We start from the raw sequence: 24,621 nt of genomic DNA on the forward strand, positions 1-24,621 counted from the left end.
CCGTGGTCCATCGACGTCCATGACGAAACCGGACCGGACCACGGTCAGGTGAACGGCGGGAGCAGTGTCTCCCGGGCCGGGTGAGCGATCTCCCGGCGGTTCCGGCACCCCCGGCGACGGGTCGTGCACGGGCCCGCGCACCGGTGCCCGTCCGTGTCATCTCCCCCTGCCGCCCCGGAGTCCGCGCCCCAAGCGCGAGGAGACCCGGGTGTTCACCGGCATCATCGAAGAGCTCGGCGAGGTCGTGTCGATCGAGGAGATCGGCGACTCCTCGCGAATCCGCCTGCGTGGTCCGGTGGTCCGTGACGGCGCGCGCCACGGCGACTCCATCGCGGTCAACGGCGTCTGTCTGACCGTCGTCGACAGCCCCGAGCAACTGGCCGCCGATACCGGCGAGTTCAGCGCCGACGTGATGGCCGAGACGCTGCACCGCTCCAGTCTGGGCGAGCTGAAGCCCGGCTCCCCGGTCAACCTGGAGCGCGCGATGGCGCTCGGCGCCCGGCTCGGGGGCCACCTGGTCCAGGGCCATGTCGACGCCACCGGGCGGCTGTTGAGCCGCGAGCCCGGCGAGCGCGACGCGGACGGCAAGCTGCGCTGGGAGGTGCTGCGCTTCTCGCTGCCGGAGTCCATCTCCCGCTACCTGGTGGAGAAGGGCTCGATCACGGTCGACGGCGTCAGCCTCACCGTGGTGGAGGCGGCCCGCGACAGCTTCACCGTCAGCCTCATCCCGGCCACCCTCGCGCTGACCACGCTCGGGGCCAAGGGGCTCGGCGAGAGCGTCAACCTCGAGGTGGACGTGCTCGCCAAGTACGTGGAGCGGCTGCTCGAATCGCGCACCCTGCCGAACCTGCCCGCCCTGCCGGGCACCGACGCCACCACCACCCCGGGGGAGACCAAGTGAGCTGGCTCAGCGGCGAGGCGTTCACCGTCCTCGGCGAACACGTGAAGTGGGCCGACATGATCGGCAACCTGCTCGGCTTCGGCGCCCTGGCGCTCGGCTGGCGCCGCTCGGTCTGGAGCTGGCCGGTCCAACTCCTGTCCGGCGTCGTGCTGATCGCCGCCTACCTCGGCGGCCACGTCCCCGGTCTGATCGGCAAGCAGCTGATCGTCATCGTCACCGCCGCCTGGGGCTGGGCGCAGTGGCGCCGAGGCCGCCGCGACACCGGGACGATCGCCGTCCGGTTCGCCAACTGGCCCGAGCGGGCTGCCCTGGTGGCCGGTACGGCGGTCGGCACCGTCGCCCTGGCGCTGCTGTTCACCGCCTACCCCAGCCTCTCCTGGAGCCCGTGGTCGGACGCCTACATCTTCGTCGGCACGCTCGCCGCGATGGTCGCGCAGGCGCGCGGCTGGCTGGAGTTCTGGTTCGCCTGGATAGCGGTCGACGCGGTCGGCGTCCCGTTCGCCTTCAACAGCGGCTACACCTTCTCCGGCCTCACCTACTCCGTCTACTTCGTCCTGGTGCTGCTCGGCCTGCGCTCCTGGTGGCTGAGCGCCCGTGAGCCGCGAGCCACGTCCTCCAACATCCCGCAGGGAGTCACGGCATGACCGAGAACCAGACCGACCCCGGCAGCGTCGGTGACGAGCTCGTCCTCGACCCGGTCGAGCGGGCGATCGCCGACATCGCGCTCGGCCGTGCGGTGGTCGTGGTCGACGACGAGGACCGCGAGAACGAGGGCGACCTCGTCTTCGCCGCCTCCGCCGCCACCCCCGAGCTGATGGCCTTCACCATCCGCTACAGCTCCGGCGTGATCTGCGCCCCGATGACCGGCGCGGAGCTGGACCGGCTCAAGCTGCCGCCGATGACCCAGGTCAACGAGGACCGCAAGGGCACCGCCTACACCGTCTCGGTGGACGCCCGCGAGGGCGTGGACACCGGCATCTCCGCCGCCGACCGCGCCCGGACCGTACGGCTGCTCTCCTCGCCCGGGACCGAGCCCGGCGACCTCACCCGCCCCGGGCACGTCTTCCCGCTGCGCGCCGTCGAGGGCGGCGTGCTGGTCCGCCCCGGACACACCGAGGCCGCCGTGGACCTGGCCCGGCTCGCCGGGCTCGCGCCGGCCGGCGCGATCGCGGAGGTGGTCAACGACGACGGCACCATGGCCCGGCTGCCCGAGCTGGTCGCCTTCGCCCGCGAGCACGGCCTGGCGATCATCTCCATCGAGGACCTGATCGCCTACCGCCGCCGCACCGAGCTGCACGTCGACCGGGCCGCCGTCACCGCCCTGCCCACCGCGCACGGGGAGTTCACCGCCGTCGGCTACCAGGGCACCATCGACGGCGTCGAGCACATCGCACTGGTGGCCGGCGGCCTCGGGGCGGACGGGCGGCTGCCGGACGGCGAGGACGTCCTGGTGCGGGTCCACTCCGAGTGCCTGACCGGCGACGTCTTCGGCTCGCTGCGCTGCGACTGCGGCCCCCAGCTGGAGGCCTCGCTCCAGCGGGTCGCCGAGGCCGGCCGCGGCGTGGTGCTCTACCTGCGCGGCCACGAGGGCCGGGGGATCGGCCTGGCGCACAAGCTGCGCGCGTACGAACTCCAGGAGCAGGGCCGCGACACCGTCGACGCCAACCTGGACCTCGGCCTGCCCGCCGACGCCCGCGACTACAGCATCGCGGCGCAGATGCTGGCGGACCTCGGGGTGCGCTCGCTCACCCTGCTGACCAACAACCCGCGGAAGCTGACCGCGCTCACCGACCACGGCCTCAAGGTCAAGGGGCGCGAGGCGGTCGAGATCGCGCCGGGCGAACACAACCTGCGCTACCTGCGCACCAAGCGCGACCGGATGGGCCACGACCTGCCCGGCCTCGGCTCCTGACGCACCCCACCGAACCGACAGAACGGAAACACGAACATGAGCGGCCACGGAGCCCCCGAGCTGACCATCGACGGCGCCGCCGACCTCAAGGTCGCGGTCGTCGCCGCCCAGTGGCACGACCAGGTGATGAACGGCCTGCTGGACGGCGCCCACCGCGCGCTCAAGGAGCTGGGCGTCGCCGCGCCGACAGTCCTGCGCGTCCCCGGCACCTTCGAGCTGCCGGTCGCCGCCAAGCGCCTCGCCGAGCGCGGCTACGACGCCGTGGTCGCCCTCGGCGTCGTGATCCGCGGCGGAACCCCGCACTTCGACTACGTCTGCCAGGCGGCCACCGCAGGCCTCACCCAGGTCAGCGTTGACACCGGCGTTCCGGTCGGCTTCGGAGTGCTGACCTGCGACAACGAGGAGCAGGCGCTCGACCGTGCGGGTCTGCCGGGCTCCGCCGAGGACAAGGGCCACGAGGCCGTCACCGCCGCCGTCGCCACCGCGGTGGCTCTACGCGACCTCACCTGAGCGCACGGGTGCCCGGTCCCGGCCCGCGGTGGTCGACGCGACCGTCCACGGTCCGGGACCGTTTACCGCCCGTCTGCCCGCACGCCGTATGGTGAGTCCCATCATGGCTTCGAAGACATTCGAGGAGCTCTTCGCCGAGCTCCAGCAGAAGGCCGCCACCGGCGACCCCTCGTCCTCCCGCACCGCCCAGCTCGTCCAGCAGGGCGTCCATTCGATCGGCAAGAAGGTCGTCGAGGAGGCCGCCGAGGTCTGGATGGCCGCCGAGTTCCAGTCGGACGAGCAGACGGCGGAGGAGATCTCGCAGCTCCTGTACCACCTTCAGGTGATGATGATCGCCCGCGGGCTGACGCTCGACGACGTCTACAAATACCTCTAGAACACCCCGGCCGGGCACCCCGGCCGAAACGACCCCGGCCCAAACGACCTCCGGCTCCCCGAGCACATCCTCCCTACAGGTAAGGAAGCACCCTCCCATGCTGCGCATCGCCGTCCCCAACAAGGGTTCTCTCTCGGGTCCCGCGGCGGAGATGCTCCATGAGGCCGGCTACCGCCAGCGGAAGGATCCCAAGGAGCTGGTGCTCGTCGACCCCAACAACGAGGTCGAGTTCTTCTTCCTCCGCCCGCGCGACATCGCCGTCTACGTCGGCTCCGGCCGCCTCGACGTCGGCATCACCGGCCGCGACCTGCTGCTGGACTCGCACTCCAACGCGGAGGAGGTGCTCGCCCTCGGCTTCGCCGGGTCGACCTTCCGCTTCGCCCGCCCCGAAGGTGTGGACGTCAAGGACGTGCAGGGCCTGGAGGGCCTGCGCATCGCGACCTCCTACACCGGCCTGGTCGAGCAGCACCTCGCCGACCACGGGGTGAAGGCGACGGTCACCAAGCTGGACGGCGCGGTGGAGACCGCGGTGCAGCTGGGCGTCGCCGACGTGATCGCCGACGTGGTGGAGACCGGCACCAGCCTGCGCAACGCCGGCCTGGAGGTGTTCGGCGAGCCGATCCTGATCTCGGACGCCGTGGTGATCCGCCCCAAGGGCGCGGGGCAGGACGCCCGGGTGGAGCAGTTCCTGCGCCGTCTTCAGGGCGTGCTGGTGGCCCGCCGCTACGTGCTGATGGACTACGACATCCGTGCCGAGAAGGTCAGCGCCGCCGTCGCGCTCACCCCCGGCCTGGAGTCGCCGACCGTCTCCCCGCTGCACACCGAGGGCTGGGTGGCCGTCCGCTCGATGGTGCTCCGCAAGGAGGCCCAGCAGATCATGGACGACCTGTGGGGCATCGGAGCCCGGGCGATCCTGGTCACCAACATCCACGCCTGCCGCCTCTGACCTGCTCGCACGACACGGCTCGCGCGACTCGCTGGCACGACCCGCGCGCACATCCGCGGGTAAAGAACGGTTCAATGGGGCGGGGACGCCGACCGGTGTCCCCGCCCCCGTGCTGTCGCGAACCGGAACCCGCCGAAGCCGGAGCCCACCGAAGGCGGCACCCGCCGAACCCGGCACCCACCGGACCCAGAACCACCGGAGACCCCACGTGTCCACGCCACCCGTCGAGTTCCCCGTCACCTGGGCACCCCGCCGCACCCGCGTGGTGCTGCTGCCGGTCTGCGCCGTGCTGGTGGTGCTGTTCGCCGTGCTGGCCGTGCTGCTCCCGGCGAGCTGGCAGCTCAACGACCGGATCATGATGGTCGCCAGCGGCGTGCTGTTCGCCTGCGCGGGCCTGATGCTGGCCCGCCCCCGGGTGAGCGCCGACGCGGAGGGCGTGACGGTGGTCAACTTCGTCCGCAGCCGCCGCCTGGCCTGGGCCGAGATCGTCCGGGTCAACTTCCGCCAGGGCGACCCGTGGGCCACCCTCGACCTGGCCGACGGCACCTCGCTCGCCGCGGTGGGCATCCAGTCCGGCGTCGGCAAGGCCCAGGCGATCGCGGACGCCCGCGCGCTGCGCGACCTGGTCGAGCACCACGCCCAGGTCTGACGGCGCGCGGCCCTGGCACCGCGTGGGCCCAACGGCCCCGGCACCCGTGGGCCCGACCACCCCGGCACCGCGTGGGCCCAACGGCCCCGGCGGGTCCGAACACGCTTCCTAACGTCACTCCGGTATGGTCTACGCTGGTAAAAGCGGGGCAAAACTTCGGCCCTGCCCGCAAACGACCCCACTCGAACCGATTCGCGCTTCGAGCGACCTGAGGAGTGACACACCCCCTCGATGGACGATCCGTCCGGTAGTACCTGCGCCGCCTCGCTTCCGGCCCCCGGAAGGCAGGCGGCACTGTGATCACCGCCTGGCTGCTGTTGCTCGCAGCCGTTCTCCTGATCCTCGCCAACGGCCTCTTCGTGGCCGCCGAGTTCGCCTTCGTGACCGCCGACCGCGGTGCGGTGGAACGCTCCGCCGAGAGCGGCGACGCCAAGTCCGGCCGGGTGGCCAGGGCCCTGCGGCACCTCTCCTTCGAACTCTCCGGCGCCCAGCTCGGCATCACCGTCACCTCGCTGGTGGTCGGCATGCTCGCCGAGCCGGCCCTGTCGACCCTGCTCCAGCCCGTGATGTCGGGCATCGGGGTGCCCGACTCGGCCACCCGCGGCGCCGCCGTGGTGGTCGGCATGGTGCTGGCCACGGTCGTCCAGATGGTGATCGGCGAGCTGGTCCCGAAGAACTGGGCGATCTCCCGCCCGCTCCAGGTGGCCCGCGCGGTCGCCGCTCCGCACATGGCCTTCTCCTTCACCTGCCGCCCGCTGATCAGCTTCCTGAACGGCGCCGCCGACCGTACGGTCCGGGCCTTCGGCATCGAGCCGCAGGAGGAGCTGGAGCACGCCCGCACCCCGGCCGAGCTGGTCTCGCTGGCCCGGCACTCGGCCAGGGCCGGTGCGATAGACGAGGAGTCGGCGACCCTGTTCGTCCGCACCCTCGGCCTCGGCGACCTCACCGCCGAGTCGGTGATGACTCCGCGGGTCGACGTCTCCGCCCTCCAGCACGACGCCACCGCCTCCGACGTCATCAACCTCACCCGGGCCACCGGCCTGTCCCGCTTCCCGGTCTACGCCGACACCGTGGACGAGGTCACCGGCATCGTGACGCTCAAGGACGCGCTCGCCGTCCCGGCCGCCCGGCGCGGCCAGGTGCGGGTCGCCGAGCTGGCCTCGCCGCCGCTGCTGGTGCCCGAGACCCTGCCCGCCGAGCGGCTGCTCGACCAGCTGCGCCGCCTCCAGCCGATGGCCATCGTGGTCGACGAGTACGGCGGCACCGCCGGTGTCGTCACCGTCGAGGACATCGTCGAGGAGATCGTCGGCGAGGTGCAGGACGAGCACGACCCGGCCGACCACCCCGACCTGCTCCCGCTGCCGGCCGTCGACGGCGTGCCCGTCTGGATGGCGGACGGCCGCGCCCGGCTCGACCAGCTGGAGGCGATCGGCCTGAACGCCCCGGACGGCCCGTACGAGACCCTGGCCGGTCTGGTCGCCGACCTGCTCGGCAAGCTCCCCGAGGTGGGCGAGCAGGCCGAGCTGCCCGGCTGGCGGCTCACCGTGACCGGCGTCGACCGGCACCGCACCAGCCAGGTCCGGGTGGAGCGCACCAGCGCGCCCGGGCTCTTCGGCGAGGGCGGGGAGGACGTCCGATGACCGTCGTGCAACTGCTCCTCGCCGCGCTGCTCCTGCTCGGCAACGCCTTCTTCGTCGGCGCCGAGTTCGCCGTCGTCTCGGTGCGCCGCAGCCAGATCGAGCCGCTCGCCGAGGCCGGGCACCGGCGCGCCCGCACCGTGCTGCACGCGCTGTCCAACGTCTCCGCGATGCTGGCCGCCGCCCAACTCGGCATCACGGTCTGCTCGCTGGGCCTCGGTGCGCTCGCCGAGCCGACCATCGCCGCCCTGCTGGAGGGCCCGTTCCACGCTATCGGCGTCCCGTCCGGTCTGATGCACCCGCTCTCGTACGGGATCTCGCTCGCCGTCGTGGTGTTCCTGCACATGGTGATGGGCGAGATGGTGCCGAAGAACATGGCCATGGCCGGCCCGGAGCGGGCCGCGCTCTGGCTCGGCCCGCCGCTGGACCGGCTGGCCCGCTGGCTCACCCCGGTGATCCGGCTGCTCAACGCCTTCGCCAACGGCGTGCTGAGGCTGTTCCGGGTCGAGGCCAAGGACGAGGTCGAGTCGGTCTTCACCACCGAGCAGCTGATGTACCTGCTGGTCGACTCCCGGGACGCCGGCCTGCTCGACGAGGACCGCCAGGAGCGCCTGGAGGACGCCCTGGAGCTGGGCCGCCGCCCGGTCACCGACGTGCTGCTGCCGCCCGAGCAGCTGGTCACCGTGGACCCGAAGGCGACCGCCGCCGAGGTCGAGGAGCTCGCCCTGCGCACCGGCTTCTCGCGCTTCCCGGTCACCGACGGCGACCCGGCGGGCCACGGCTACCTGGGCTACCTCCACCTCAAGGACATCCTCGACGTGGAGGACCAGGCGGCGCCCGTCCCGGCCCGGCTGTGGCGGCCGATCACGGTGCTGCGGGGCAGCCTCCCGCTGGACGACGCCCTCGGTGCGATGCGCCGGGCCGCCTGCCACCTGGCCGCCGTGCTGGACCAGGACGGCCGCACGATCGGCGTGGTCATGCTGGAGGACGTCCTGGAGGAGCTGGTCGGCGAGATGCACGACCCCGACCACCGGACGAACTGAGCCGGACCACCGTCATCCGACGTTCGCCGACGGCGATTCTGCCCACAGCAGGCAGCGGTTCCCGTGCCGGCCGTCCTCGGAGGAGGGTGGTCGGCATGAGACTGCTGCTGCTGGGTGGAACGAAGTTCGTCGGACGTGCCGTCGCCGAGGAGGCGCTGGCCAGGGGATGGGAGGTGACGGCACTCAACCGCGGCACGCAGCCCGCCCCCGGGGGCGTGCGGGTGCTGCTGGGCGACCGCACCGCCGAGGACGGCCTCGCGGCGCTGGGCACGGAGGAGTGGGACGCGGTGGTGGACACCTGGTCCTGGGCCCCGGCGGCGGTGCGCGACAGCGCCCGGCGGCTGAACGGCCGGGTCGGCCACTACGCGTACGTCTCCAGCCGCTCGGTGTACGACCACCCGCTGCGCGTGGGGGCCGACGAGACGGCCCCGGTGGTGCCGGCGTCCCCGGACCTCACCGGCGAGGTGCCCTACGCCGAGGCCAAGCGCGGTGCCGAACTGGCCCTGGAGGAGGAGTACGGCGGGAGCGCCCTGCTGGTCCGCGCCGGGCTGATCCTCGGCCCGTACGAGGACATCGGCCGACTGCCCTGGTGGCTGAACCGGATCGCCCGCGGTGGCCCGGTGCTCGCCCCCGGGCCGCGCGACCTGCCGCTGCAGTACATCGACGGCCGTGACCTCGCCGCCTGGACCCTGGACGCGGTGGCGGCCCGGCTGAGCGGCCCGTACAACGTGGTCAGCCCGGCCGGCCACACCACCATGGCCGGGCTGCTGGAGGCCTGCGTCCGGGCCACCGGCTCGGACGCCGAACTGCGCTGGACCGACCCGGAGCGGATCGTGGCGGCGGGCGTGCAGCCGTGGACGGAACTGCCGATCTGGCTGGCGCCCGGCGAGCTGTGCGACTTCCTGCACGGCGCCTCGGCCGCCCGGGCCGTCGCCGCCGGGCTGCGCTGCCGCCCGGTCGCCGAGACGGTCGAGGACACCTGGGCCTGGCTGCGCTCGATCGGCGGCGAGGCCCCGCAGCGCGCCGACCGGCCGAACGTCGGGCTCGACCCCGAGCGGGAGGCGGAGTTGCTCAAGGGCTGAGCGCCGGCGGGGAGTCGACGTCAGCTCCGGCCGTCGATCAGCTCCCCGTACGCCTGCACCAGGTCCGGAAGCCGCAGGGTCGCCAGGTCCTCCCGGCCCGGCGGCACGCGCAGCAGTGACAGCCGCAGATCCCGGTAGGCGCAGGACTTCTCGTACAGGGTGCGGATGAACCGGCCGTTGCCCAGCTCGTCGATCCAGCCCTCGCGCACCACGTGGGTGCAGATGCTGGCCAGTTCCTCCGCCGCGTCCTCGTCCCAGCCGTCGCCGTCCCGGCCGGCCAGCGCCGCACCGATCGCGGTCAGCTCGTTCGGGCGGTAGCTGGGAAAGTCGACCCTGGTGGTGAAGCGGGAGTTGAGGCCGGGGTTGGTGGCGAGCAGCCGGTTCATCCCCTCTGGGTAGCCGGCCAGGATCACCACCAGCCGGTCCCGGTTGTCCTCGGCCCGCTTCAGCAGCACCTGGAGCGCCTCGTCGCCGTACGCGTCGCCCTTGGTGTAACCGGAGTTGGAGAGGCTGTACGCCTCGTCGATGAACAGCACGCCGTCCAGTGCGGAGTCGATCAGCTCGTTCGCCTTGACGGCGGTCTGGCCGAGGAACTCGCCCACCAGGTCGGCGCGTTGGGCCTCCACCAGGTGGTCCCCGGAGAGCAGCCCGAGGGCGTGGAAGACCCGGCCGAGGATCCGCGCCACGGTGGTCTTGCCGGTGCCGGAGGGGCCGGAGAAGACGAAGTGCCGCTTCGGAGGCTGGACCGGCAGCCCCTGCTCGGCCCGCAGCCGGGACATCCTCAACTGGGCGGAGAGCGCCCGCACCTGGCGCTTGACCGGCTCCAGCCCCACCATCAGCGAGAGTTCGGCCAGCGCCGCGTCCAACTCCCGTTCGTCACCCTCGGGTCGGGGCGCCGGCGGGGGAGCGGTACGGGGCTGCGCCTCTCCGCGCACCGGGAGCGGCAGGGGCCCGGCAGGCCCGGCCGGGGCACCCGAGCCGGAGCGCTCGCCGGCCGCCTGCGGCGCGCCGTCCGTCGGGGCGGCGGCGTCCGGCTCCGGTCCGGCGAGCGGGCCGTCCACCAGCGTGGCGTCCACCGACGGCCCGCCGCCGGCGGGTGCGGGCCCGGGGCCGGATCCGGCTTCGCAGGGCGGACCTTCGACGCGCCCCGGATCGTCCTGGTACGCCTGGTCGCCGCCCGCCCCGGCGTCGTCGAGCCCGGCGTCGTCGAGCCCGGCGTCGTCGAGCCCGGCGTCGTCCAGTCCCACGACGTCCGGCCCCGAAGCGTCCGGCCCGACGGCGTCCGGCCCGCCCGAGCGCCCGCCCGCCAGCAGCCCGTCCGCGAGCGCGTCCTCCGCCGAGATGGCCGCCAGCCGGGCCGAGGTGTCCATGAACGCCGGGTCCGCCCGGTGCACCGCCCGGTACAGCGGCAGCGCCGCCGCGCTGCGCCCGGCGCCTTCGTACGCCCGGGCCAGCCAGTAGCGCAGCTCCTTGCGCTGCGGCTGCTCGGAGCGGCAGCGGGCCAGCGAGGCGGCCAGCGGGCCCTGGGCCTGCGCGCACATGTCCAGCCGCACCCGGGCCATGCCGGCGAACAGCCCGGCCTCGATGCCCAGCAGCGGGTCGTCCAGCAGCCGGTCGGTGTCCCGGATCAACTGCTCCCAGTCCTTGAGCAGATAGGACCGGCAGGCGTACAGGAACTGCGCGGACGGGTCCTCGCCGGGCGCCGGGCACTGCTCCAGCGCCCGGTCCAGCTCGGCCAGGTGGCGACCGTCCAGCCAGTGCGAGGCGTGCGCCAGCGCGAGGTCGCGGGCGTCCTCCAGCACCGGCTGCACCCACCAGCCCAGCCAGTACCAGGAGCTGAGCGGGCGCCGGTGCAGCCGCCGTTGCTCGCCGAAGCGCTTCTGGTTGCGGTACATGGACAGCAGGGCCGCCGAGGTGTCGCTGCGCAGCGCGTGTAGTCCGAGCCAGGCGTCGGCCATGCCCGGGTCCAGCCGGACGGCCGCCCGGAACTCCTCCTCGGCGCGGGTGTAGGCGCCCGCCGTGTAGGCGTCCATGGCGCGCAGCCAGGCCCGGTCGGCGAGCCGGTCCGGGCCGCCCGCCGTGCTGTCGGAACTGTCCACCGTCGTCACTCACGCCCCCCGCGGTGTGGCCCCGGGGCCCGGCCGACGGATCGCAGCGCGCAGCCGGGCCGGTGGTCGGAAGCCCCGGGGCGCATGTGCGCCTACGGGAATCGTACCGGCGCGGGGCTGATCCGGAAGGGTGCCGTACAGGGCCAAATGCGATCGTGCGCACGGCCGTTGAGCGGGCGGATGGCCGAAACACCGCTGACCGGGAGGGGTGGTGGAGGGGACCGGACGGCGCCCCCGGCTCACGGGGGAACAAGCCGGGGGCGCCGGGTCCGAGACGCCGGAACGGTGGGTTCCGGCGGCTGAGGAGAACCTAGGTCCTGGTGATGTCGCAGGTCAAGGGGCTAGTTGAAGGTTCACCGACGGTGCCCGGCAGGATCCGCCCGGTCACCCCGTCGACCCGGGTCACGGCGTACGGACGGCTCGGGTCGGCGGCGAAGTGCGCCGCCTCCGCGCGGGCCCAACCGGCCCAGAACCCGGCGAGTTCCGGCCCGTCCCGCTGCTCGCCCCGCCGGCGGGCCGCGGCGGCCTCCAGCTCCATCCAGATCACCCGGGCCAGCCACGGCCGGACCTCTCGGCGCCCCGCGCCGACCCCCTCCACCAGCACCACCGGGGCGAGCGGCACCCGGGCGGTGCCCGCGAAGCGGCGCAGCGTCCAGTCGTAGACCCGGTGCTCGGCGTCCCGGCCGGCCGCCAGCGGCCCCAGCACCTGTGCGCGCAGCCGCCCGGTCCACTCGAAGGGTTCGGCGTGGGTGGCCAGGTCGTCCAGGTGCACCACCGGCGCACCGCCGAGCGCCGCCGCCAGCCGTCCGGCGAAGGTGGTCTTGCCGGAGCCGGCGTGCCCGTCCACCGCGACCAGCCGCACCGGCCCGCAGGACGGCGGTAGCGCGCGCAGCTCGGCGGCGAGCACGCCGAGCGCGTCGGGCCCGGTCAGTGCGTCGCCGGGAGCGGACGGGCGAGGGGAGGAGGCGGTTCCGGATGCAGCCACAACGTCAACCCTACGGTGCCGTAGCCCACCACTGCGGACAGTTCATCTGTGCTGGTCGTGACGCCGACCCGGCTTTCGGGCATACTCGCCTTCGCCACGCCTGTGAACGGCCGTTCACCGCAACCCGGTGCCCGGTCGGGCCGACCTGCCACACCCGCGCCGGACCCCGCCACCCCGGGCCGGCGCCCGATCGAGGAGGCGACCCCCGCCATGACCCCCTCCCCCGTGAAAGCCGTGGAGCGCCAGCTGCCCAGCGAGGAGGCCCGCGAATTGCTGAGCCTCACCCGGGACCTGGTCCAGCGCGAGCTCCAGCCGCGCGCGGCGGAGGACGAGGCCGCCGGCCGCTTCCCCCGGGAGGTCTTCCGCACCCTCGGCGAGGCCGGCCTGCTGTCCCTCCCGTACGACGAGAAGTACGGCGGCGGCGAGCAGCCCTACGAGGTGTACCTCCAGGTCCTGGAGGAGCTCGCGTCCGGCTGGCTGGCCGTCGGCCTCGGCGTCAGCGTGCACACCCTGTCCTGCCACGCGCTGGCCACCTTCGGCAGCGAGGAGCAGCGCGAGAAGTGGCTGCCCGCCATGCTCTCCGGCGAACAGCTCGGTGCCTACTGCCTCTCCGAGCCGCAGTCCGGCTCGGACGCGGCCGCCCTGCGCACCCGCGCCGACCTGGACGGCGAGGAGTACGTCGTCAACGGCACCAAGGCGTGGATCACCCACGGCGGCCAGGCCGACTTCTACAGCGCCCTGGTGCGCACCGGCGCCGAGGGCCCCAAGGGCATCAGCTGCCTGCTGGTCCCCGGCACCCAGCAGGGCCTGTCGGCCGCGCCGCCGGAGCACAAGATGGGCATGCGCTCCTCGCCGACCGCCCAGCTGCACTTCGACGGCGCCCGGGTCCCCCGCGAGCGGCTGGTCGGCGAGGAGGGCCAGGGTTTCCAGATCGCGCTGGCCGCACTGGACTCCGGCCGTCTCGGCATCGCCGCCTGTGCCGTCGGCGTCGCGCAGGCCGCGCTCGACCTCGCGGTCGACTACGCGCGAACCCGGCGCCAGTTCGGCCGCCCGATCGCCGAGTTCCAGGGCCTGTCCTTCATGCTCGCCGACATGGCCACCCAGATCGAGGCCGGGCGCTCGCTCTACCTCGCCGCCGCCCGGCTGCGCGACGCGGGCCGCCCGTTCTCCAAGGAGGCGGCGATGGCCAAGCTGTTCTGCACCGACGCGGCGATGAGGGTGGCCACCGACGCCGTCCAGGTGCTCGGCGGCTACGGCTACACCCAGGACTTCCCGGCCGAGCGCTACATGCGCGAGGCCAAGGTGCTGCAGATCGTCGAGGGCACCAACCAGATCCAGCGCCTGGTGATCGGCCGCCACCTCACGAAGGGCTGAGGCCCTCCCCGATACGGCCTCCGGCCGTCACTCCAGGGTGCGGAGTGACGGCCGGAGGCGATTTTGACGAAACGTCGACAGGCTTGCCGATGGCGGGAGTCAGCGCCGTGCGAGCTGCCGCCGCTGCTCCGGGATGGTGGCCAGCGACGCCGCCGTGGCCACCGCCCGCCCAGCCCTGGCCGGGACGGCGGCGACGGCCGTCGCACCGCGCACCGGGCGGTGCACCAGCGCGTGCGAGAACGGCTGGGTGCGCCAGTCGAGCTCGCTCGGGAGCTTGAACAGCGCGCCGAGCCCGGACGGTTCGGCGTCCTCGGGCGCCTCCACCTCGGCCAGGTCGTCGGTCGGCGTGCCCGAACCGGGGCAGATCGCGGGGGCGAAGGGGTTCCAGGCGGTGGGCAGCAGCGCGTGCTGCGGAAGCCGCTCCTCGTCCGCCACGAGGGCGATCGGGCGACGGCACTCGGGGCAGTGGACCCGGAAGATGTCCCAGGTCTCGGCCTCGCCGGGGTCGGTGCCCGGCGCGTGGTCGACCGCGAGGTCGTCGCGGCCGGTCATATCGTCGGTCTCGTCGGCGGCCAGCACGCGCTGGTCAGTAGCAGGCATGAGGATCCCCCTAGGATCGGGCCCGGCGTGGTCGCTCAGGGCCACAACCAGCACTTCCCTCCCGTTCGGGCTCATAACCCTGCGGAGTTGCGCACCGTGATGCACCGGGTTGTGTCCTTGGCCACACCGTCCGCCACATTCACCCGGCACATGCCCGTGTGACACCTGCGATCCCACCCCGTGCTACTTCCGTGCGCCCCCCGTGTCTCCGACCCGGTAGGTTTGCGCACTGTGGAGGATCTAGACCAACGCATCGTCCAGCTGCTCCTGGAGGACGGCCGGATGAGCTACACGGACCTGGGCAAGGCCACCGGCCTGTCCACCTCGGCCGTGCACCAGCGGGTGCGCCGCCTCGAACAGCGCGGGGTGATCCGCGGCTACACCGCGATCATCGACCCCGACGCCGTCGACCTGGCACTGACCGCGTTCATCTCGGTCAAGCCCTTCGATCCCAGCGCCCCCGACGACACCCCGGACAGACTGGCCGGCCTGCCCGAGATCGAGGCCTGCCACAGCGTCGCCGGGGACGAGAACTACATCCTCAAGGTGCGCGTCGGAGCCCCCGGTGACCTGGAGGACCTGCTCGCCCGCATCCGCAGCGCCGCCGGAGTCTCCACCCGCACCACCGTCGTCCTCTCCACCCCCTACGAGGCCCGACCCCCGAAGCTCTGACCAGGAACGGGAGGGGTGCAGACTTAGCGGCATGACCGAACGCACCCCCCGGACCGTCCTGCTGCGCGGCGGCGCCGTCTACAGCCCCGCCGACCCCTTCGCCACCGCGATGCTCGTGGAGGGCGGGCACATCGCCTGGGTCGGCAGCGACGGTGCCGCCGAGGCGTACGCCACCATCGCCGACGAGATCGTCGAGCTGGACGGCGCACTGGTCACCCCCGCCTTCGTCGACGCCCACGTGCACGCCACCGCCACCGGACTGGCGCTCACCGGCCTCGACCTCACCGGCAGCCCCTCGCTGGCCGCCGCCCTGGCCGCCGTCACCGCCTTCGTCGAGGCCCGGCCGGAGACCGGTGGCGTGCTGATCGGCCACGGCTGGGACGAGACCGGCTGGCCCGAGGGCCGCCCGCCCACGCTCGCCGAACTCGACGACGCCGCCCGCGGCGCCGCGCTCTACCTCTCCCGCACCGACGTGCACTCCGCGCTCGCCACCACCGCGCTGCGCACCCTCACCGAGGGCCTCGCCGAGCGGCCCGGCCACGACGCCGAGGGCCCGCTCACCAAGGACGCCCACCACGCCGTCCGGCGGACCGCGCTCGCCCACCTCACTCCCGAGCAGCGCCGTCGCGCCCAGCGCGCCACCCTCACCCGCGCTGCCGAACTCGGCATCGGCGCCCTGCACGAGTGCGCGGGCCCGGAGATCTCCTCCGAGGCCGACCTGACCGCCCTGCTGGCCCTGGCCGCCGACGGTGAAGGTCCCGAAGTCTTCGGCTACTGGGGCGAGTTGGGCGGCATCGAGACCGCCCGCAGGCTCGGCGCGGTGGGCGCCGGCGGCGACCTCTTCGTGGACGGCGCGCTCGGCTCGCACACCGCCTGCCTGCACGCCAGCTACGCCGACGCCGAGCACACCGGCACCGCCTACCTGACCGCCGAGCAGGTCGCCGACCACGTCGCCGCCTGCACCGGGGCCGGACTGCAGGCCGGCTTCCACGCCATCGGCGACGCGGCCGTCGCCGCCGTGATCGAGGGTGTGCGCGCCGCGGGCGAGCGGGTCGGCGCCGACCGGGTCAGGGCGCTGCGCCACCGCGTCGAACACGCCGAGGCCCTGGACGACAAGGCCATCGCCGCCTTCGCCGAGCTCGGCCTGACCGCCTCCGTCCAGCCCGCCTTCGACGCCGCCTGGGGAGGCCCGGACGGCATGTACGTCCAGCGCCTGGGCGCCGAACGGGCCGCGGGCCTCAACCCGTACGCCGCGCTCCTGCGGGCCGGCGTCCCGCTGGCCTTCGGCTCGGACGCCCCGGTGACCCCGCTCGACCCCTGGGGCACCGTCCGCGCCGCGGCCTTCCACCAGACCCTGGAGCACCGGATCTCCGTCCGCGCCGCCTTCACCGCCCACACCCGCGGCGGCTGGCGCGCGATCGGCCGTGACCAGGACGGCGTGCTGGTGCCCGGCGCGGTCGCCAACTACGCGATCTGGGCCGCCGACGAGCTGGTCGTCCAGGCCCCCGATTCCCGGGTGGCCGGCTGGTCCACCGACCCCCGCTCCGGCACCCCCGGCCTGCCCGACCTCACCCCGGGCCGTGAACTGCCGGTCTGCCTGCGCACGGTGGTCCGCGGCCGCACCGTGTACGAGCGGTAAATCGGATGAGGGCGCGGGCCGGTGCCTCATAGGTTGACCAGCATGACGACCGACCCGCTGGTACCCGCCGACTTCACCGTCCCGCGCGAGCTGCTCGCCCCGGAGTTCCGCCTGGAACCCCTGGGCGAGCAGCACAACGCCTCCGACCACGCCGCCTGGACGAGCAGCATCGAGCACATCCGCGCCACCCCCGGCTGGGCGGGCCGCGGCTGGCCGCCCGTCGACGGCATGCCCCTGGAGCGCAACCTCGCCGACCTGCGCCGCCACGCCGCCGACTTCGAGGCCCGCAGGGGCTTCACCTACACCGTCCTGGAGCCGGACCGCGACGAGGTGATCGGCTGCGTCTACGTCTACCCGGACCGCGAGGACCCGTCCGTCGTCTCGGTCAGCTCCTGGGTCCGCGCCGACCGCACCGAGCTGGACACCTCGCTGTACCGCGCGGTCTCCGCCTGGCTCACCACCCACTGGCCGCTGGGACGCTTCGTCTACGCCGAGCGCTGACCGCCCGGACGGGCGCTACCACCCTCACCTCACGCCGCTCCGACATTCCGGGGTACCTTCTTCGCACAGCGTCCGAACAGCAAGCCCCAGGAAGATGGTGCGCCGGTGGCCATGCCCGTCACCCAGGAGCGGTCCGGGACCGCTCCCGAGCCGCAGGACCCGGCCCCGCAGCCCGGCCGCGTCGCTCGCGCGCTCGCCAAGGTCCGCGCCGGGCTGCCGCGCACGGGCCTCGCCGTGCTGGCCGGCCTGCTGCTCGCGCTCGCCTTCCCGCCCTACGACCTGTGGCCGCTGTCTCTGCTCGGCGTCGCCGCGCTCTCGCTGCTCACCCGCGGCCGCACCTTCCGCCAGGGCGCCTGGACGGGCTTCGCCTTCGGCCTGCCGTTCTTCCTGATGCTGCTCAGCTGGCTGCGGGTGGTCGGCTGGGACGCCACGGTCGGCCTGTCGGTCGTCGAGGCGCTGTTCCTGGCCCTGCTCGGCGGCGCGCTGGCCCTCACCTCCCGGCTGCCCGGCCGGCCGCTGTGGGCGGCCGCCTTGTGGGTCACCCAGGAGTGGGCGCGCGACCGGCTGCCGCTCGGCGGCTTCCCCTGGGGCCGGCTCGCCTTCGCCAACACCGCCACCCCCTACACCCCGCTGGCAGCCCTCGGCGGCGCGCCGCTGGTGACCTTCGCCGTCGCGCTCTCCGGCACCCTGCTGGCCTGGGCCGCGCTGCGCCTGCGCGGGCCGGGAGGAGCGCCGAAGGCGGCCGCGCTGGCGGCGCTCGGCGCGGTGGCCGCGCTGCTGGCCGGCTACCTCGTCCCGGTGCCCACCGCCGCGGCCGACACCGTCAAGGTCGCCATCGTCCAGGGCAACGTGCCCAACCCGGGCATGGACTTCCTCGGCCGCCCGATGATGGTCCTCAACAACCACGCCTCGGCCACCGAACGCCTGGCCGCCGATATCCAGGCCGGCAAGCTGCCGCGCCCCGACGTGGTGATCTGGCCGGAGAACTCCTCCGACCTCGACCCGTTCGGCGACCCGCTGGCCCGTCAGCGCATCGACGAAGCGGTCAAGGCCGTCGGCGTACCCACCCTGGTAGGCACCCTGGTGGACGGCCCGGACGCGCAGCACGTCCAGAACGAGGGCATCGTCTGGGACCCGGTCACCGGCCCGGGCGCCGCCTACACCAAGCAGCACCCCGTCCCCTTCGGCGAGTACGTGCCGTTCCGCGCCGAGCTGATGAAGGTGGTCACCCGCCTCCAGCGGGTCGCCCGCGACTTCTACCCCGGTGACCACAACGGCGTGATGCAGCTCGGCCCGGCGAAGATCGGCGACGTGATCTGCTTCGAGGTGGCCTACGACGAGATCGTCCGGGACACCGTGGACAGCGGCGCCCGCGTCCTCGTGGTCCAGACCAACAACGCGACCTACGCCAAGACCGGCCAGCCCGAGCAGCAGCTCGCGATGAGCCGGCTGCGCGCGGTCGAGCACGGCCGGGCCGTCCTGATCGCCGCCACCAGCGGCATCAGCGCGGTGATCGCCCCGGACGGCACCGTCGAGCAGCGCACCGCGGAGCTGACCCCGGCCGAGCTGTCCGCCACCGTCCCGCTGCGCGACGGCACCACCGTGGCCGACCGCGTCGGCGCCGTCCCGGAGTGGACGCTGGCCGTCGGAGGCCTGCTGGCCTGCGGCGCCGCCGTCCTGGTAGGCCGCCGCCGTAAGTCCGGGGCCGGAACACCGGCCGCCGGGGAATCGTTGGACCAGGTGGTGCCGTAGCCGGCCCGGACCTCCCGTGCGGCGCGCAGGCACCGCTTGGAGTGGATTCGTACCGTGACCCAGCAAGCTACCCCCGCCCGTCCGGTCCCGCGCAGCAGGCTCCGCAGGACGCTGCCGCTGCTGATCACCGCCTGGCTGGTGCTGGAGATCTGGCTGCTGGTCCTGGTGGGCTCCTGGCTCGGCGGCTTCGCCGTCCTGCTGCTGCTCATCGCCGGCGGGCTGATCGGCGGCTCGCTGATCAAGCGGGCGGGGTTGAAGGCGCTGTCTGCGGCGATCGAGCAGAGCAAGGACCCGCAGTCCCAGCAGCCGCAGACCGGCACCAGCATGACCGTGCTCGCCGGGCTGCTGCTGATCATCCCCGGCTTCCTGTCCGACCTGGTCGCCCTGACCCTGCTGTTCCCGCCCACCCGGGCGCTGTGGCGGGCCGTCGGCCGCCGGGTCGCGGACAAGGCGGTGCGCGGTTCCTCCGCCGCGGGCACCGATCCCTTCGCGGACGCGATGCGGTTGCAGGAGCAGCTGCGCATCCACCGCCCGGACGGCAAGGTGATCCAGGGCGAGGTGGTCGACCCGGAGGCCGGCCCGCGCGGCCCGCAGGGCCCGGACACCACCTACCGCCCGCCGCTCAACGGCTGAGCCTCCCCCGGACAACGCGAAAGGGACCCTGGTGACCAGGGTCCCTTTTCGCGTCCTCCCGCTCGCGGCGGGAGCGAGGTGGTGTCAGGCGCTCTTGCGGGTGTCCCGCGGGTGCACCGCGAGGTTCATCCCACCGGAGCGGAGCACGGCCAGCCGTTCGGCCAGTACCTCCTCCAGCTCCTCGCGCGTCCGGCGCTCCATCAGCATGTCCCAATGGGTGCGCGTGGGCTTGACCTTCTTCTCCTCCGGCTCGTCACCGTCGAGAAGTGCCGCCTCCTGGCCACAGAAGCGGCATTCCCACACCGGGGGGATCTCCGCTTCGACCGAGAAAGGAACCTCGAATCGGTGTCCGTTCTGACATGCGTACTCGACGGTCTGGCGGGGAGCCAGATCGATACCACGGTCGGTCTCGTAGCTAGTGGCCCCGAGTCGCGTGCCGCGGAGAGCTCGCTCGCTCATGAATCGTGCCTCCCGGGCTTATGGCCCACAGGACTAGTGGTCGCTGTTCTTCGTCGTTCGGTCAACGCTCGGCTTCCGACGAAGATTCCCGTCCCGGGACATGCGTCGTCTGTCGTGCCGCCCCTGTTTGTACCCACCGGCGCCCGATTTGTCACATCTGGCCGGTGATATCACCCCAGGTGTCGCCTATTTCACATCTGGTGATCGTGGGGACTTTCTGTGACGAGCCTACCGGGAAGGGATTCGGCGCCGGCCGCCGACCCCGCGTCCCGCGAGGTCAGGAGATCGGTCGGGAACGGATCATCGGCTCGGTCTTGCCGAGGTCGACCGGGTGCGAGGGCGCGGCGGCGTCGGACTGGACCACCGGCGGGCGGTCCGGGCGGGGCGGTGCGGCGGGGGCGGCCTCGGTCCGGCTGTCGCGGTGCGGCAGCAGGGCGATCACGGCCTCCCGCAGTCGGGCCGGGGCGTCCTCGTCGAGCGGGTCGACCGTGGCCGGCACCTGGAGCCGGACCGGGGTGCCGTTGCCGATCCGGGCGTAACCGCGGCCCACCGGGGCTTGGGCGGCGGGCACGATGTCCAGCGGGGCGCCGAGCGCGGCGTGCCCCTCCTCGGGCCGGGCGGGGCCGAGCAGCACCCGGGCCCGGGTGGTGGCGTGGACGGTCGGGGTGATCCGGTCCCGGGCCTCGACGTCGTCGGCGATCACCACGGTGACCCGGGCGGCCCGGCCGTGCCGCAGCGGCAGCTCCAGCAGGTCCTGCGGGTCGGGGCGGCCCTCGGCGTGGGCGAGTTCCCCCAGCTCGGTCGGGTGGTCCAGCAGCAGCCACAGCGGCCGGGTGACGTCCTCGGGCACGCTGGCGCCGGTGTGCCGGGCGGCGTTCAGTGCGGTGAGCCGGCGCTCGGTCTCCTGGCCGGCCCAGGTCAGCGCGGCCAGCGCGCCGTGCAGGCTGGTCTCCACGGTGTGCACGCCGGGCCGGTTGACCAGGCAGGCGTGCTCCCCGGTCCCGGCGCCGTCGATCACCACCAGGTCGGCGTACGGGAGGGCCTGGAGCGCGATCGAGCGGATCAGACTGGAGGTGCCGTAGCCGGCGACGCCGAGGGCCAGCAGGTGGGGCTCGGAGGAGCGCGGGCCGGTGCGCCAGACCACCGGCGGCTGCTGGGTGATGATGCCGCCCCGGGTGACCGGGATGGTGCGGGCGGTGCCGTCCTCGTCGGTGAAGCCGAGCACGATCTCGCCGGGGGCGGCCACGAAGCGCTGGGCGACGACGTCGGTGGGTAGCGGGGTGAGCGCGGTGATCCGCAGCCGGTTGGACTCCTCGTCCCAGTCGAAGCGGTACTCCCGGGCCCGCCCGGCCTTGCCCTGGACGACCTGTTCGATCCGGGCCCGGGCGGTGGGCTCGGTGTCGGTGAAGTACGCCGGGTAGCTCAGCTCCAGGCGGGAGAGCCGGCCCTCGCCGTCGAACTCCCAGGAGCTGAAGGCGTTCTTGTAACTGCCCTCGAAGTGGTAGAGCGGGTTGGCGTCCTCGGGGCCGCACAGGTACGGGGTGAGCGCCGAGTAGAGGGCGCCGAGTTTGACGTCGGCCACGTCGGGCGCGGGCGGGGCGGGCGCCGCCTTGGGGGCCCGGCCGGCCCATGCGGAGCTGGCCATCAGGGCGACCAGCGCGAACAGCAGGCCGTGCGGCAGCAGGTAGATGCCGATCAGCATCGCGCCGGACAGGAACAGCGTCGGGCCGCGGCGCTCCTTGGGGGTGGCCCGCCAGTGGTCCCTGGCCCAGCCGGCGTGGTGGCGCAGCCCGCGGCCGATCACGGCGAGCGGGGCGAACATGTCGGTGGCGTGGTCCCCGGCGGTTCGGGCGACCTCGCGGCCCTTGGCGAGGTGGCGGTGGAGCGGCATTCCGTGACTCCCCGGTCGAGTGGGACGGGTGGGGTGGGAGGAGGACTGTTCGAGGTACGACGGGGCCCGGGGCGGTGGGATCCGCGCCCGGGCCGGTGGGGGGAGTGGCGGCGCGCCTAGAACTTGATGCCGCCGAGCAGGCTCGCCAGGCTGGCGCTGCCCGCGGTGATGCTCGGGGCGATGGAGGAGCCGGCGACGTAGAAGCCGAAGAGGGAGCAGACGACGGCGTGGGAGACCTTTAGTCCGTCCCTGCGGAAGAACAGGAAGGCGATGGTGCCGAACAGGACGATGCCGGAAATCGAGAGGATCACTTCTGCTCCTCGGGGAGGGGGCGGGGGACAGAGTTACTTAAAGTTCCCTTATCGTGACAAAAAGTAATAGATGATGGAACGGTGCAAATGGGTGGTTCTGCCGTTCGATGCCGCCGGGAAGCCGGAGGGAGGTGTGCGGTACGGCACGGGTGGGGGCCCGGTGCCGCACGGACGTCGCGTGGATCCGGTGCCGCGAGGCATTCCCGGGGGCAGGGTGGGAGGTTTCCGGGGGGTCCCGGAAGTTCGCTCGAACGGCCGCGCAGCCTGCGCGGCCGCCCGTCGTGCCGCGTCCCGTGCCGGTGCGGCCGTCATCCGGATTCCGGACGCCGGCTGGCCCGGTCCGTCGGCGGCCGCTACCGTGCCGTACGCACGCCTCCGTCAGCCCTCTGGAAAGGCAGTCCGCCATGACCGATGCCCCCGACGCCGAGGTGATCGCGCTCGCCGGGAAGCTCTTCGACGCCGCCCGGGCCGGTGACACCGCGACCCTGACCACCGCCGTCGATGCGGGCGTCTCCGCGGACCTCACCAACGGCAGCGGCGACACCCTGGTCATGCTCGCCGCCTACCACGGCCACGCGGCCACCGTCGAAGCCCTGTTGCAGCGCGGCGCCGACCCGAACCGCGCCAACGACAAGGGCCAGACCCCGCTGGCCGGAGCCGTCTTCAAGGGCAGCGCGGACGTCGTCGACGCCCTGCTCGCCGGCGGCGCCGACCCCGGGGCCGGCGTCCCGTCCGCCGTCGACGCCGCCGCGATGTTCGGGAAGACCGACCTGCTGGCCCGCTTCGAGGGCTGCTGACTCCGGCCGTCGGACCCGCCCCGCGCGCCGGGCCCCCGACGTCGTAGGCTCTCCGACCATGGAGAGCACCGCCACCAAGGACACCGGCACCGTCGAGTTCCGCATCACCGGGTACGCCCACCCCGACGCCCAGGCCCTGTCGGCGGAGGTGCAACAGGAGTACGTCCGCCGTTACGGGGACCCGGACGAGACCGTGATGCACCCCGAGGACTTCGAGGCGCCGGCCGGCCTGTTCATGATCGCCTACCTGGACGGCCGACCGGTCGCCTGTGGGGGCTGGCGGGCCAAGCGGGCCGGAGCGGACGGGCTGCGCGACGGTGACGCCGAGGTGAAGCGGATGTTCGTGGTACCCGACGCCCGCGGCCGGGGCCTGGCCCGGGCGATGCTGCGCCGGCTGGAGGAGACCGCCGTCGAGGCCGGGCGCACCCGCTTCATCCTGGAGACCGGTACCGAGCAGCCCGAGGCCATCGCGCTGTACGGCTCCGAGGGCTACGCGGCGATCCGCAAGTTCGGCATCTACAAGGACTACCCGCAGAGCATCTGCCTCGGCAAGGAACTCCCGGTGGCGGTCTGAAGGCCGCGGTCCGCGTGCCGCCGCTCTGGACGTCGGCGACCCGGGCGTCGGCGGCCAGAGCCTCGGTGGCCCGGACGTCGGCGGTCTGAGCGGCGCGGGGGCCGGGTAGAGACCCGTCGTGAGCCAGCAACCACCCGAACCGCCCGGAGCCGCACGGCTCCCCGACCTGGCCGCGCCCGGCGGGGAACTGGACCGCCTGGTCCGGGAGGGCGCGCGCACCGTCGGGGCGGGCGCCGTCTGGGCGGTCGGCGACGCCGGGGGCCCGCTCGGCGGGGGCGGCCACGGCGCGCTCGGGCAGGGCCCGTACGCGCGGCTCGCCCCCGGTCCGGACACGCTGTACGACCTGGCCAGTCTCACCAAGATCGTCGCGCTCTGGCCCTGCGCCGGGGTGCTCCGGCGGTCCGGACGGCTTCCGCTGGACGAACCGCTCGGCCACTGGTGGCCGCCCGCCGCCGGGCGCCCCGCCGGTGGGGTGACGGCGCGTCAGCTCCTCTCCCACACCGCCGGGATGCTCCCGTACACCCGCTTCGAGCAGCTCTACGGGCGGGCACCGGCGGCGATCCGGGCCGGGGTGATCGCCGCCCCGTTGCACCGCGTGCCGGGGGCCGCAGTCGAGTACACCGACCGGGCCGCCGTGCTGCTCACCTACCTGGTCGAGGACCTCGGCGGCGCCCCGCTGGACGAACTCGCCGCGCGCTGGGCCTGGCGGCCACTGGGCATGACCGACACCCGCTACGGTCCGCTCGACGCCGCGGCGGTCGCCCGCACCGCGCCCACCGAGCTCGACCGGTCGACCGGCGCCCACCTGCGCGGCGTCGTGCACGACCCCTCGGCCCGGCTGCTCGGAGGCGTCTCCGGCAACGCCGGGGCCTTCTCCACCCCCGCCGACCTCGCCCGCTTCCTCACCGCCCTGCTCGCCCCGCCGCCCCACCTGCCTTGGGGTGAACCGTGGATCGCCGAATCGCTGCGCGAGCAGACCGGCGGCCTCGCCCCCGCCCGCGGCCTGTCCTGGCAGTACGCCCCCGGCACCGAACCCGCCGAGGGCACCTTCGTCCACTACGGCTTCACCGGCACCGGCATCTGGGTCTCCCGTCGGCTGGGCCGCTGGGCCCTGTTGCTCACCAACCAGGTGCACCACAGCCGGATCACCCAGTCCCTCACCGACCTGCGCAACGCCTTCCGGCGGGCCGTCTTCGGGTGAGCCGCCGGCGCCGAGTACCCGATCGGGTGGATTAGGTACGAACCACCTTTCGTGGCGCGGGGACCGGG

General features: G+C 73.7%; 25 protein-coding genes. 19 read left to right on the forward strand and 6 right to left on the reverse strand.

Annotation, left to right across the window (positions count from 1 at the left end):
* Positions 1-208: 208 nt before the first annotated feature.
* The 10 genes from ACH4J0_RS13295 to ACH4J0_RS13340 all read left to right on the forward strand — a co-directional run bounded on the left by ACH4J0_RS13295 (position 209) and on the right by ACH4J0_RS13340 (position 9,056).
* On the forward strand, positions 209-901 hold the full coding sequence (locus tag ACH4J0_RS13295; protein ID WP_396239395.1) for a riboflavin synthase: 693 nt from the start codon (positions 209-211) through the stop codon (positions 899-901).
* Positions 898-1,545, forward strand: a complete 648-nt coding sequence (locus ACH4J0_RS13300; RefSeq protein ID WP_396239397.1) for a nicotinamide riboside transporter PnuC — start codon at positions 898-900, stop codon at positions 1,543-1,545. Before ACH4J0_RS13295 ends, ACH4J0_RS13300 begins: the two co-directional genes overlap by 4 nt.
* Positions 1,542-2,813 (forward strand): bifunctional 3,4-dihydroxy-2-butanone-4-phosphate synthase/GTP cyclohydrolase II, encoded by a 1,272-nt coding sequence (locus ACH4J0_RS13305; protein ID WP_396239399.1) that lies wholly within the window; start codon positions 1,542-1,544, stop codon positions 2,811-2,813. Before ACH4J0_RS13300 ends, ACH4J0_RS13305 begins: the two co-directional genes overlap by 4 nt.
* A gap of 36 nt (positions 2,814-2,849) precedes the next feature.
* The gene (ribH, locus tag ACH4J0_RS13310; protein ID WP_396239401.1) at positions 2,850-3,323 is read left to right on the forward strand and encodes a 6,7-dimethyl-8-ribityllumazine synthase; all 474 of its coding nucleotides are present in this window, start codon (positions 2,850-2,852) and stop codon (positions 3,321-3,323) included.
* A 103-nt stretch (positions 3,324-3,426) separates the two neighbouring features.
* A complete protein-coding gene (locus ACH4J0_RS13315; RefSeq protein WP_030279806.1) occupies positions 3,427-3,699 on the forward strand; it encodes a phosphoribosyl-ATP diphosphatase in 273 nt (90 codons plus the stop codon).
* A gap of 97 nt (positions 3,700-3,796) precedes the next feature.
* On the forward strand, positions 3,797-4,645 hold the full coding sequence (gene hisG / locus ACH4J0_RS13320; RefSeq protein ID WP_396239403.1) for an ATP phosphoribosyltransferase: 849 nt from the start codon (positions 3,797-3,799) through the stop codon (positions 4,643-4,645).
* A 208-nt stretch (positions 4,646-4,853) separates the two neighbouring features.
* A complete protein-coding gene (locus ACH4J0_RS13325; protein WP_396239405.1) occupies positions 4,854-5,294 on the forward strand; it encodes a PH domain-containing protein in 441 nt (146 codons plus the stop codon).
* 296 nt (positions 5,295-5,590) lie between these two features.
* Positions 5,591-6,934, forward strand: coding sequence for a hemolysin family protein (locus ACH4J0_RS13330; RefSeq protein ID WP_396239407.1), 1,344 nt, complete (start codon positions 5,591-5,593; stop codon positions 6,932-6,934).
* Positions 6,931-7,974: a hemolysin family protein gene (locus tag ACH4J0_RS13335; RefSeq protein ID WP_396239409.1), complete on the forward strand. Its 1,044-nt coding sequence runs from the start codon at positions 6,931-6,933 to the stop codon at positions 7,972-7,974. The genes ACH4J0_RS13330 and ACH4J0_RS13335 overlap by 4 nt, the downstream gene beginning before the upstream one ends.
* 95 nt (positions 7,975-8,069) lie before the next feature.
* Entirely contained in the window at positions 8,070-9,056 is a 987-nt protein-coding gene (locus ACH4J0_RS13340) for an NAD-dependent epimerase/dehydratase family protein (RefSeq protein ID WP_396239411.1), read from the forward strand.
* A gap of 20 nt (positions 9,057-9,076) precedes the next feature.
* Here ACH4J0_RS13340 and ACH4J0_RS13345 read toward each other — a convergent pair whose 3' ends face one another.
* Positions 9,077-11,089: an AAA family ATPase gene (locus ACH4J0_RS13345; protein ID WP_396239497.1), complete on the reverse strand. Its 2,013-nt coding sequence runs from the start codon at positions 11,087-11,089 to the stop codon at positions 9,077-9,079.
* Between the two features lie 385 nt (positions 11,090-11,474).
* Positions 11,475-12,095, reverse strand: a complete 621-nt coding sequence (locus ACH4J0_RS13350) for a uridine kinase (RefSeq protein ID WP_396239499.1) — start codon at positions 12,093-12,095, stop codon at positions 11,475-11,477.
* Between the two features lie 264 nt (positions 12,096-12,359).
* Between ACH4J0_RS13350 and ACH4J0_RS13355 the strand changes: the two genes are divergently transcribed.
* Positions 12,360-13,523 carry an acyl-CoA dehydrogenase family protein gene (locus tag ACH4J0_RS13355; protein WP_396239413.1) on the forward strand — a complete coding sequence of 388 codons (1,164 nt, stop codon included), beginning with the start codon at positions 12,360-12,362 and terminating at the stop codon, positions 13,521-13,523.
* Between the two features lie 99 nt (positions 13,524-13,622).
* Here the strand turns inward: ACH4J0_RS13355 and ACH4J0_RS13360 are convergent, their stop codons facing one another.
* Positions 13,623-14,123 (reverse strand): hypothetical protein, encoded by a 501-nt coding sequence (locus tag ACH4J0_RS13360; protein WP_396239415.1) that lies wholly within the window; start codon positions 14,121-14,123, stop codon positions 13,623-13,625.
* Between the two features lie 231 nt (positions 14,124-14,354).
* Here ACH4J0_RS13360 and ACH4J0_RS13365 point away from each other — a divergent pair, with 231 nt between their 5' ends.
* The 5 genes from ACH4J0_RS13365 to fxsA all read left to right on the forward strand — a co-directional run bounded on the left by ACH4J0_RS13365 (position 14,355) and on the right by fxsA (position 19,320).
* On the forward strand, positions 14,355-14,795 hold the full coding sequence (locus tag ACH4J0_RS13365; RefSeq protein ID WP_030058365.1) for an Lrp/AsnC family transcriptional regulator: 441 nt from the start codon (positions 14,355-14,357) through the stop codon (positions 14,793-14,795).
* Positions 14,796-14,826: 31 nt separating this feature from the next.
* The gene (locus ACH4J0_RS13370) at positions 14,827-16,434 is read left to right on the forward strand and encodes an amidohydrolase (protein WP_396239417.1); all 1,608 of its coding nucleotides are present in this window, start codon (positions 14,827-14,829) and stop codon (positions 16,432-16,434) included.
* 42 nt (positions 16,435-16,476) lie between these two features.
* Entirely contained in the window at positions 16,477-16,935 is a 459-nt protein-coding gene (locus ACH4J0_RS13375) for an N-acetyltransferase (protein WP_396239419.1), read from the forward strand.
* A 111-nt stretch (positions 16,936-17,046) separates the two neighbouring features.
* A complete protein-coding gene (gene lnt, locus ACH4J0_RS13380; RefSeq protein WP_396239421.1) occupies positions 17,047-18,687 on the forward strand; it encodes an apolipoprotein N-acyltransferase in 1,641 nt (546 codons plus the stop codon).
* Between the two features lie 54 nt (positions 18,688-18,741).
* Complete coding sequence (gene fxsA, locus ACH4J0_RS13385; protein WP_396239423.1) at positions 18,742-19,320, forward strand: FxsA family membrane protein; 579 nt, start codon at positions 18,742-18,744, stop codon at positions 19,318-19,320.
* Between the two features lie 84 nt (positions 19,321-19,404).
* Here fxsA and ACH4J0_RS13390 read toward each other — a convergent pair whose 3' ends face one another.
* From ACH4J0_RS13390 to ACH4J0_RS13400, 3 genes are all read right to left on the reverse strand, one after another.
* The gene (locus tag ACH4J0_RS13390) at positions 19,405-19,779 is read right to left on the reverse strand and encodes an RNA polymerase-binding protein RbpA (protein ID WP_030279777.1); all 375 of its coding nucleotides are present in this window, start codon (positions 19,777-19,779) and stop codon (positions 19,405-19,407) included.
* Between the two features lie 277 nt (positions 19,780-20,056).
* Positions 20,057-21,670, reverse strand: a complete 1,614-nt coding sequence (locus ACH4J0_RS13395) for a hypothetical protein (protein WP_396239425.1) — start codon at positions 21,668-21,670, stop codon at positions 20,057-20,059.
* A 116-nt stretch (positions 21,671-21,786) separates the two neighbouring features.
* Complete coding sequence (locus ACH4J0_RS13400) at positions 21,787-21,981, reverse strand: hypothetical protein (RefSeq protein WP_380415173.1); 195 nt, start codon at positions 21,979-21,981, stop codon at positions 21,787-21,789.
* Between the two features lie 404 nt (positions 21,982-22,385).
* On the opposite strand from ACH4J0_RS13400, the gene ACH4J0_RS13405 reads away from it, so the two are divergent.
* The 3 genes from ACH4J0_RS13405 to ACH4J0_RS13415 all read left to right on the forward strand — a co-directional run bounded on the left by ACH4J0_RS13405 (position 22,386) and on the right by ACH4J0_RS13415 (position 24,553).
* A complete protein-coding gene (locus tag ACH4J0_RS13405; RefSeq protein ID WP_396239427.1) occupies positions 22,386-22,778 on the forward strand; it encodes an ankyrin repeat domain-containing protein in 393 nt (130 codons plus the stop codon).
* Positions 22,779-22,836: 58 nt separating this feature from the next.
* On the forward strand, positions 22,837-23,352 hold the full coding sequence (locus ACH4J0_RS13410) for a GNAT family N-acetyltransferase (protein ID WP_396239429.1): 516 nt from the start codon (positions 22,837-22,839) through the stop codon (positions 23,350-23,352).
* Between the two features lie 118 nt (positions 23,353-23,470).
* The gene (locus tag ACH4J0_RS13415) at positions 23,471-24,553 is read left to right on the forward strand and encodes a serine hydrolase domain-containing protein (RefSeq protein ID WP_396239431.1); all 1,083 of its coding nucleotides are present in this window, start codon (positions 23,471-23,473) and stop codon (positions 24,551-24,553) included.
* The last annotated feature ends 68 nt before the right edge of the window (positions 24,554-24,621 follow it).

The sequence above is a fragment of the Kitasatospora sp. NPDC017646 genome (assembly GCF_044329365.1).
Lineage (GTDB): Bacteria > Actinomycetota > Actinomycetes > Streptomycetales > Streptomycetaceae > Kitasatospora.

Coding starts and splice junctions, on each gene's coding strand:
- ACH4J0_RS13390 (WP_030279777.1), bottom strand. CDS start 19,779: ATGAGCGAGCGAGCTCTCCGCGGCACGCGACTCGGGGCCACTAGCTAC.
- lnt (WP_396239421.1), top strand. CDS start 17,047: ATGCCCGTCACCCAGGAGCGGTCCGGGACCGCTCCCGAGCCGCAGGAC.
- ACH4J0_RS13395 (WP_396239425.1), bottom strand. CDS start 21,670: ATGCCGCTCCACCGCCACCTCGCCAAGGGCCGCGAGGTCGCCCGAACC.
- ACH4J0_RS13340 (WP_396239411.1), top strand. CDS start 8,070: ATGAGACTGCTGCTGCTGGGTGGAACGAAGTTCGTCGGACGTGCCGTC.
- ribH (WP_396239401.1), top strand. CDS start 2,850: ATGAGCGGCCACGGAGCCCCCGAGCTGACCATCGACGGCGCCGCCGAC.
- hisG (WP_396239403.1), top strand. CDS start 3,797: ATGCTGCGCATCGCCGTCCCCAACAAGGGTTCTCTCTCGGGTCCCGCG.
- ACH4J0_RS13315 (WP_030279806.1), top strand. CDS start 3,427: ATGGCTTCGAAGACATTCGAGGAGCTCTTCGCCGAGCTCCAGCAGAAG.
- ACH4J0_RS13405 (WP_396239427.1), top strand. CDS start 22,386: ATGACCGATGCCCCCGACGCCGAGGTGATCGCGCTCGCCGGGAAGCTC.
- ACH4J0_RS13370 (WP_396239417.1), top strand. CDS start 14,827: ATGACCGAACGCACCCCCCGGACCGTCCTGCTGCGCGGCGGCGCCGTC.
- ACH4J0_RS13305 (WP_396239399.1), top strand. CDS start 1,542: ATGACCGAGAACCAGACCGACCCCGGCAGCGTCGGTGACGAGCTCGTC.
- ACH4J0_RS13375 (WP_396239419.1), top strand. CDS start 16,477: ATGACGACCGACCCGCTGGTACCCGCCGACTTCACCGTCCCGCGCGAG.
- ACH4J0_RS13345 (WP_396239497.1), bottom strand. CDS start 11,089: ATGGACGCCTACACGGCGGGCGCCTACACCCGCGCCGAGGAGGAGTTC.
- ACH4J0_RS13360 (WP_396239415.1), bottom strand. CDS start 14,123: ATGCCTGCTACTGACCAGCGCGTGCTGGCCGCCGACGAGACCGACGAT.
- ACH4J0_RS13410 (WP_396239429.1), top strand. CDS start 22,837: ATGGAGAGCACCGCCACCAAGGACACCGGCACCGTCGAGTTCCGCATC.
- ACH4J0_RS13335 (WP_396239409.1), top strand. CDS start 6,931: ATGACCGTCGTGCAACTGCTCCTCGCCGCGCTGCTCCTGCTCGGCAAC.
- ACH4J0_RS13355 (WP_396239413.1), top strand. CDS start 12,360: ATGACCCCCTCCCCCGTGAAAGCCGTGGAGCGCCAGCTGCCCAGCGAG.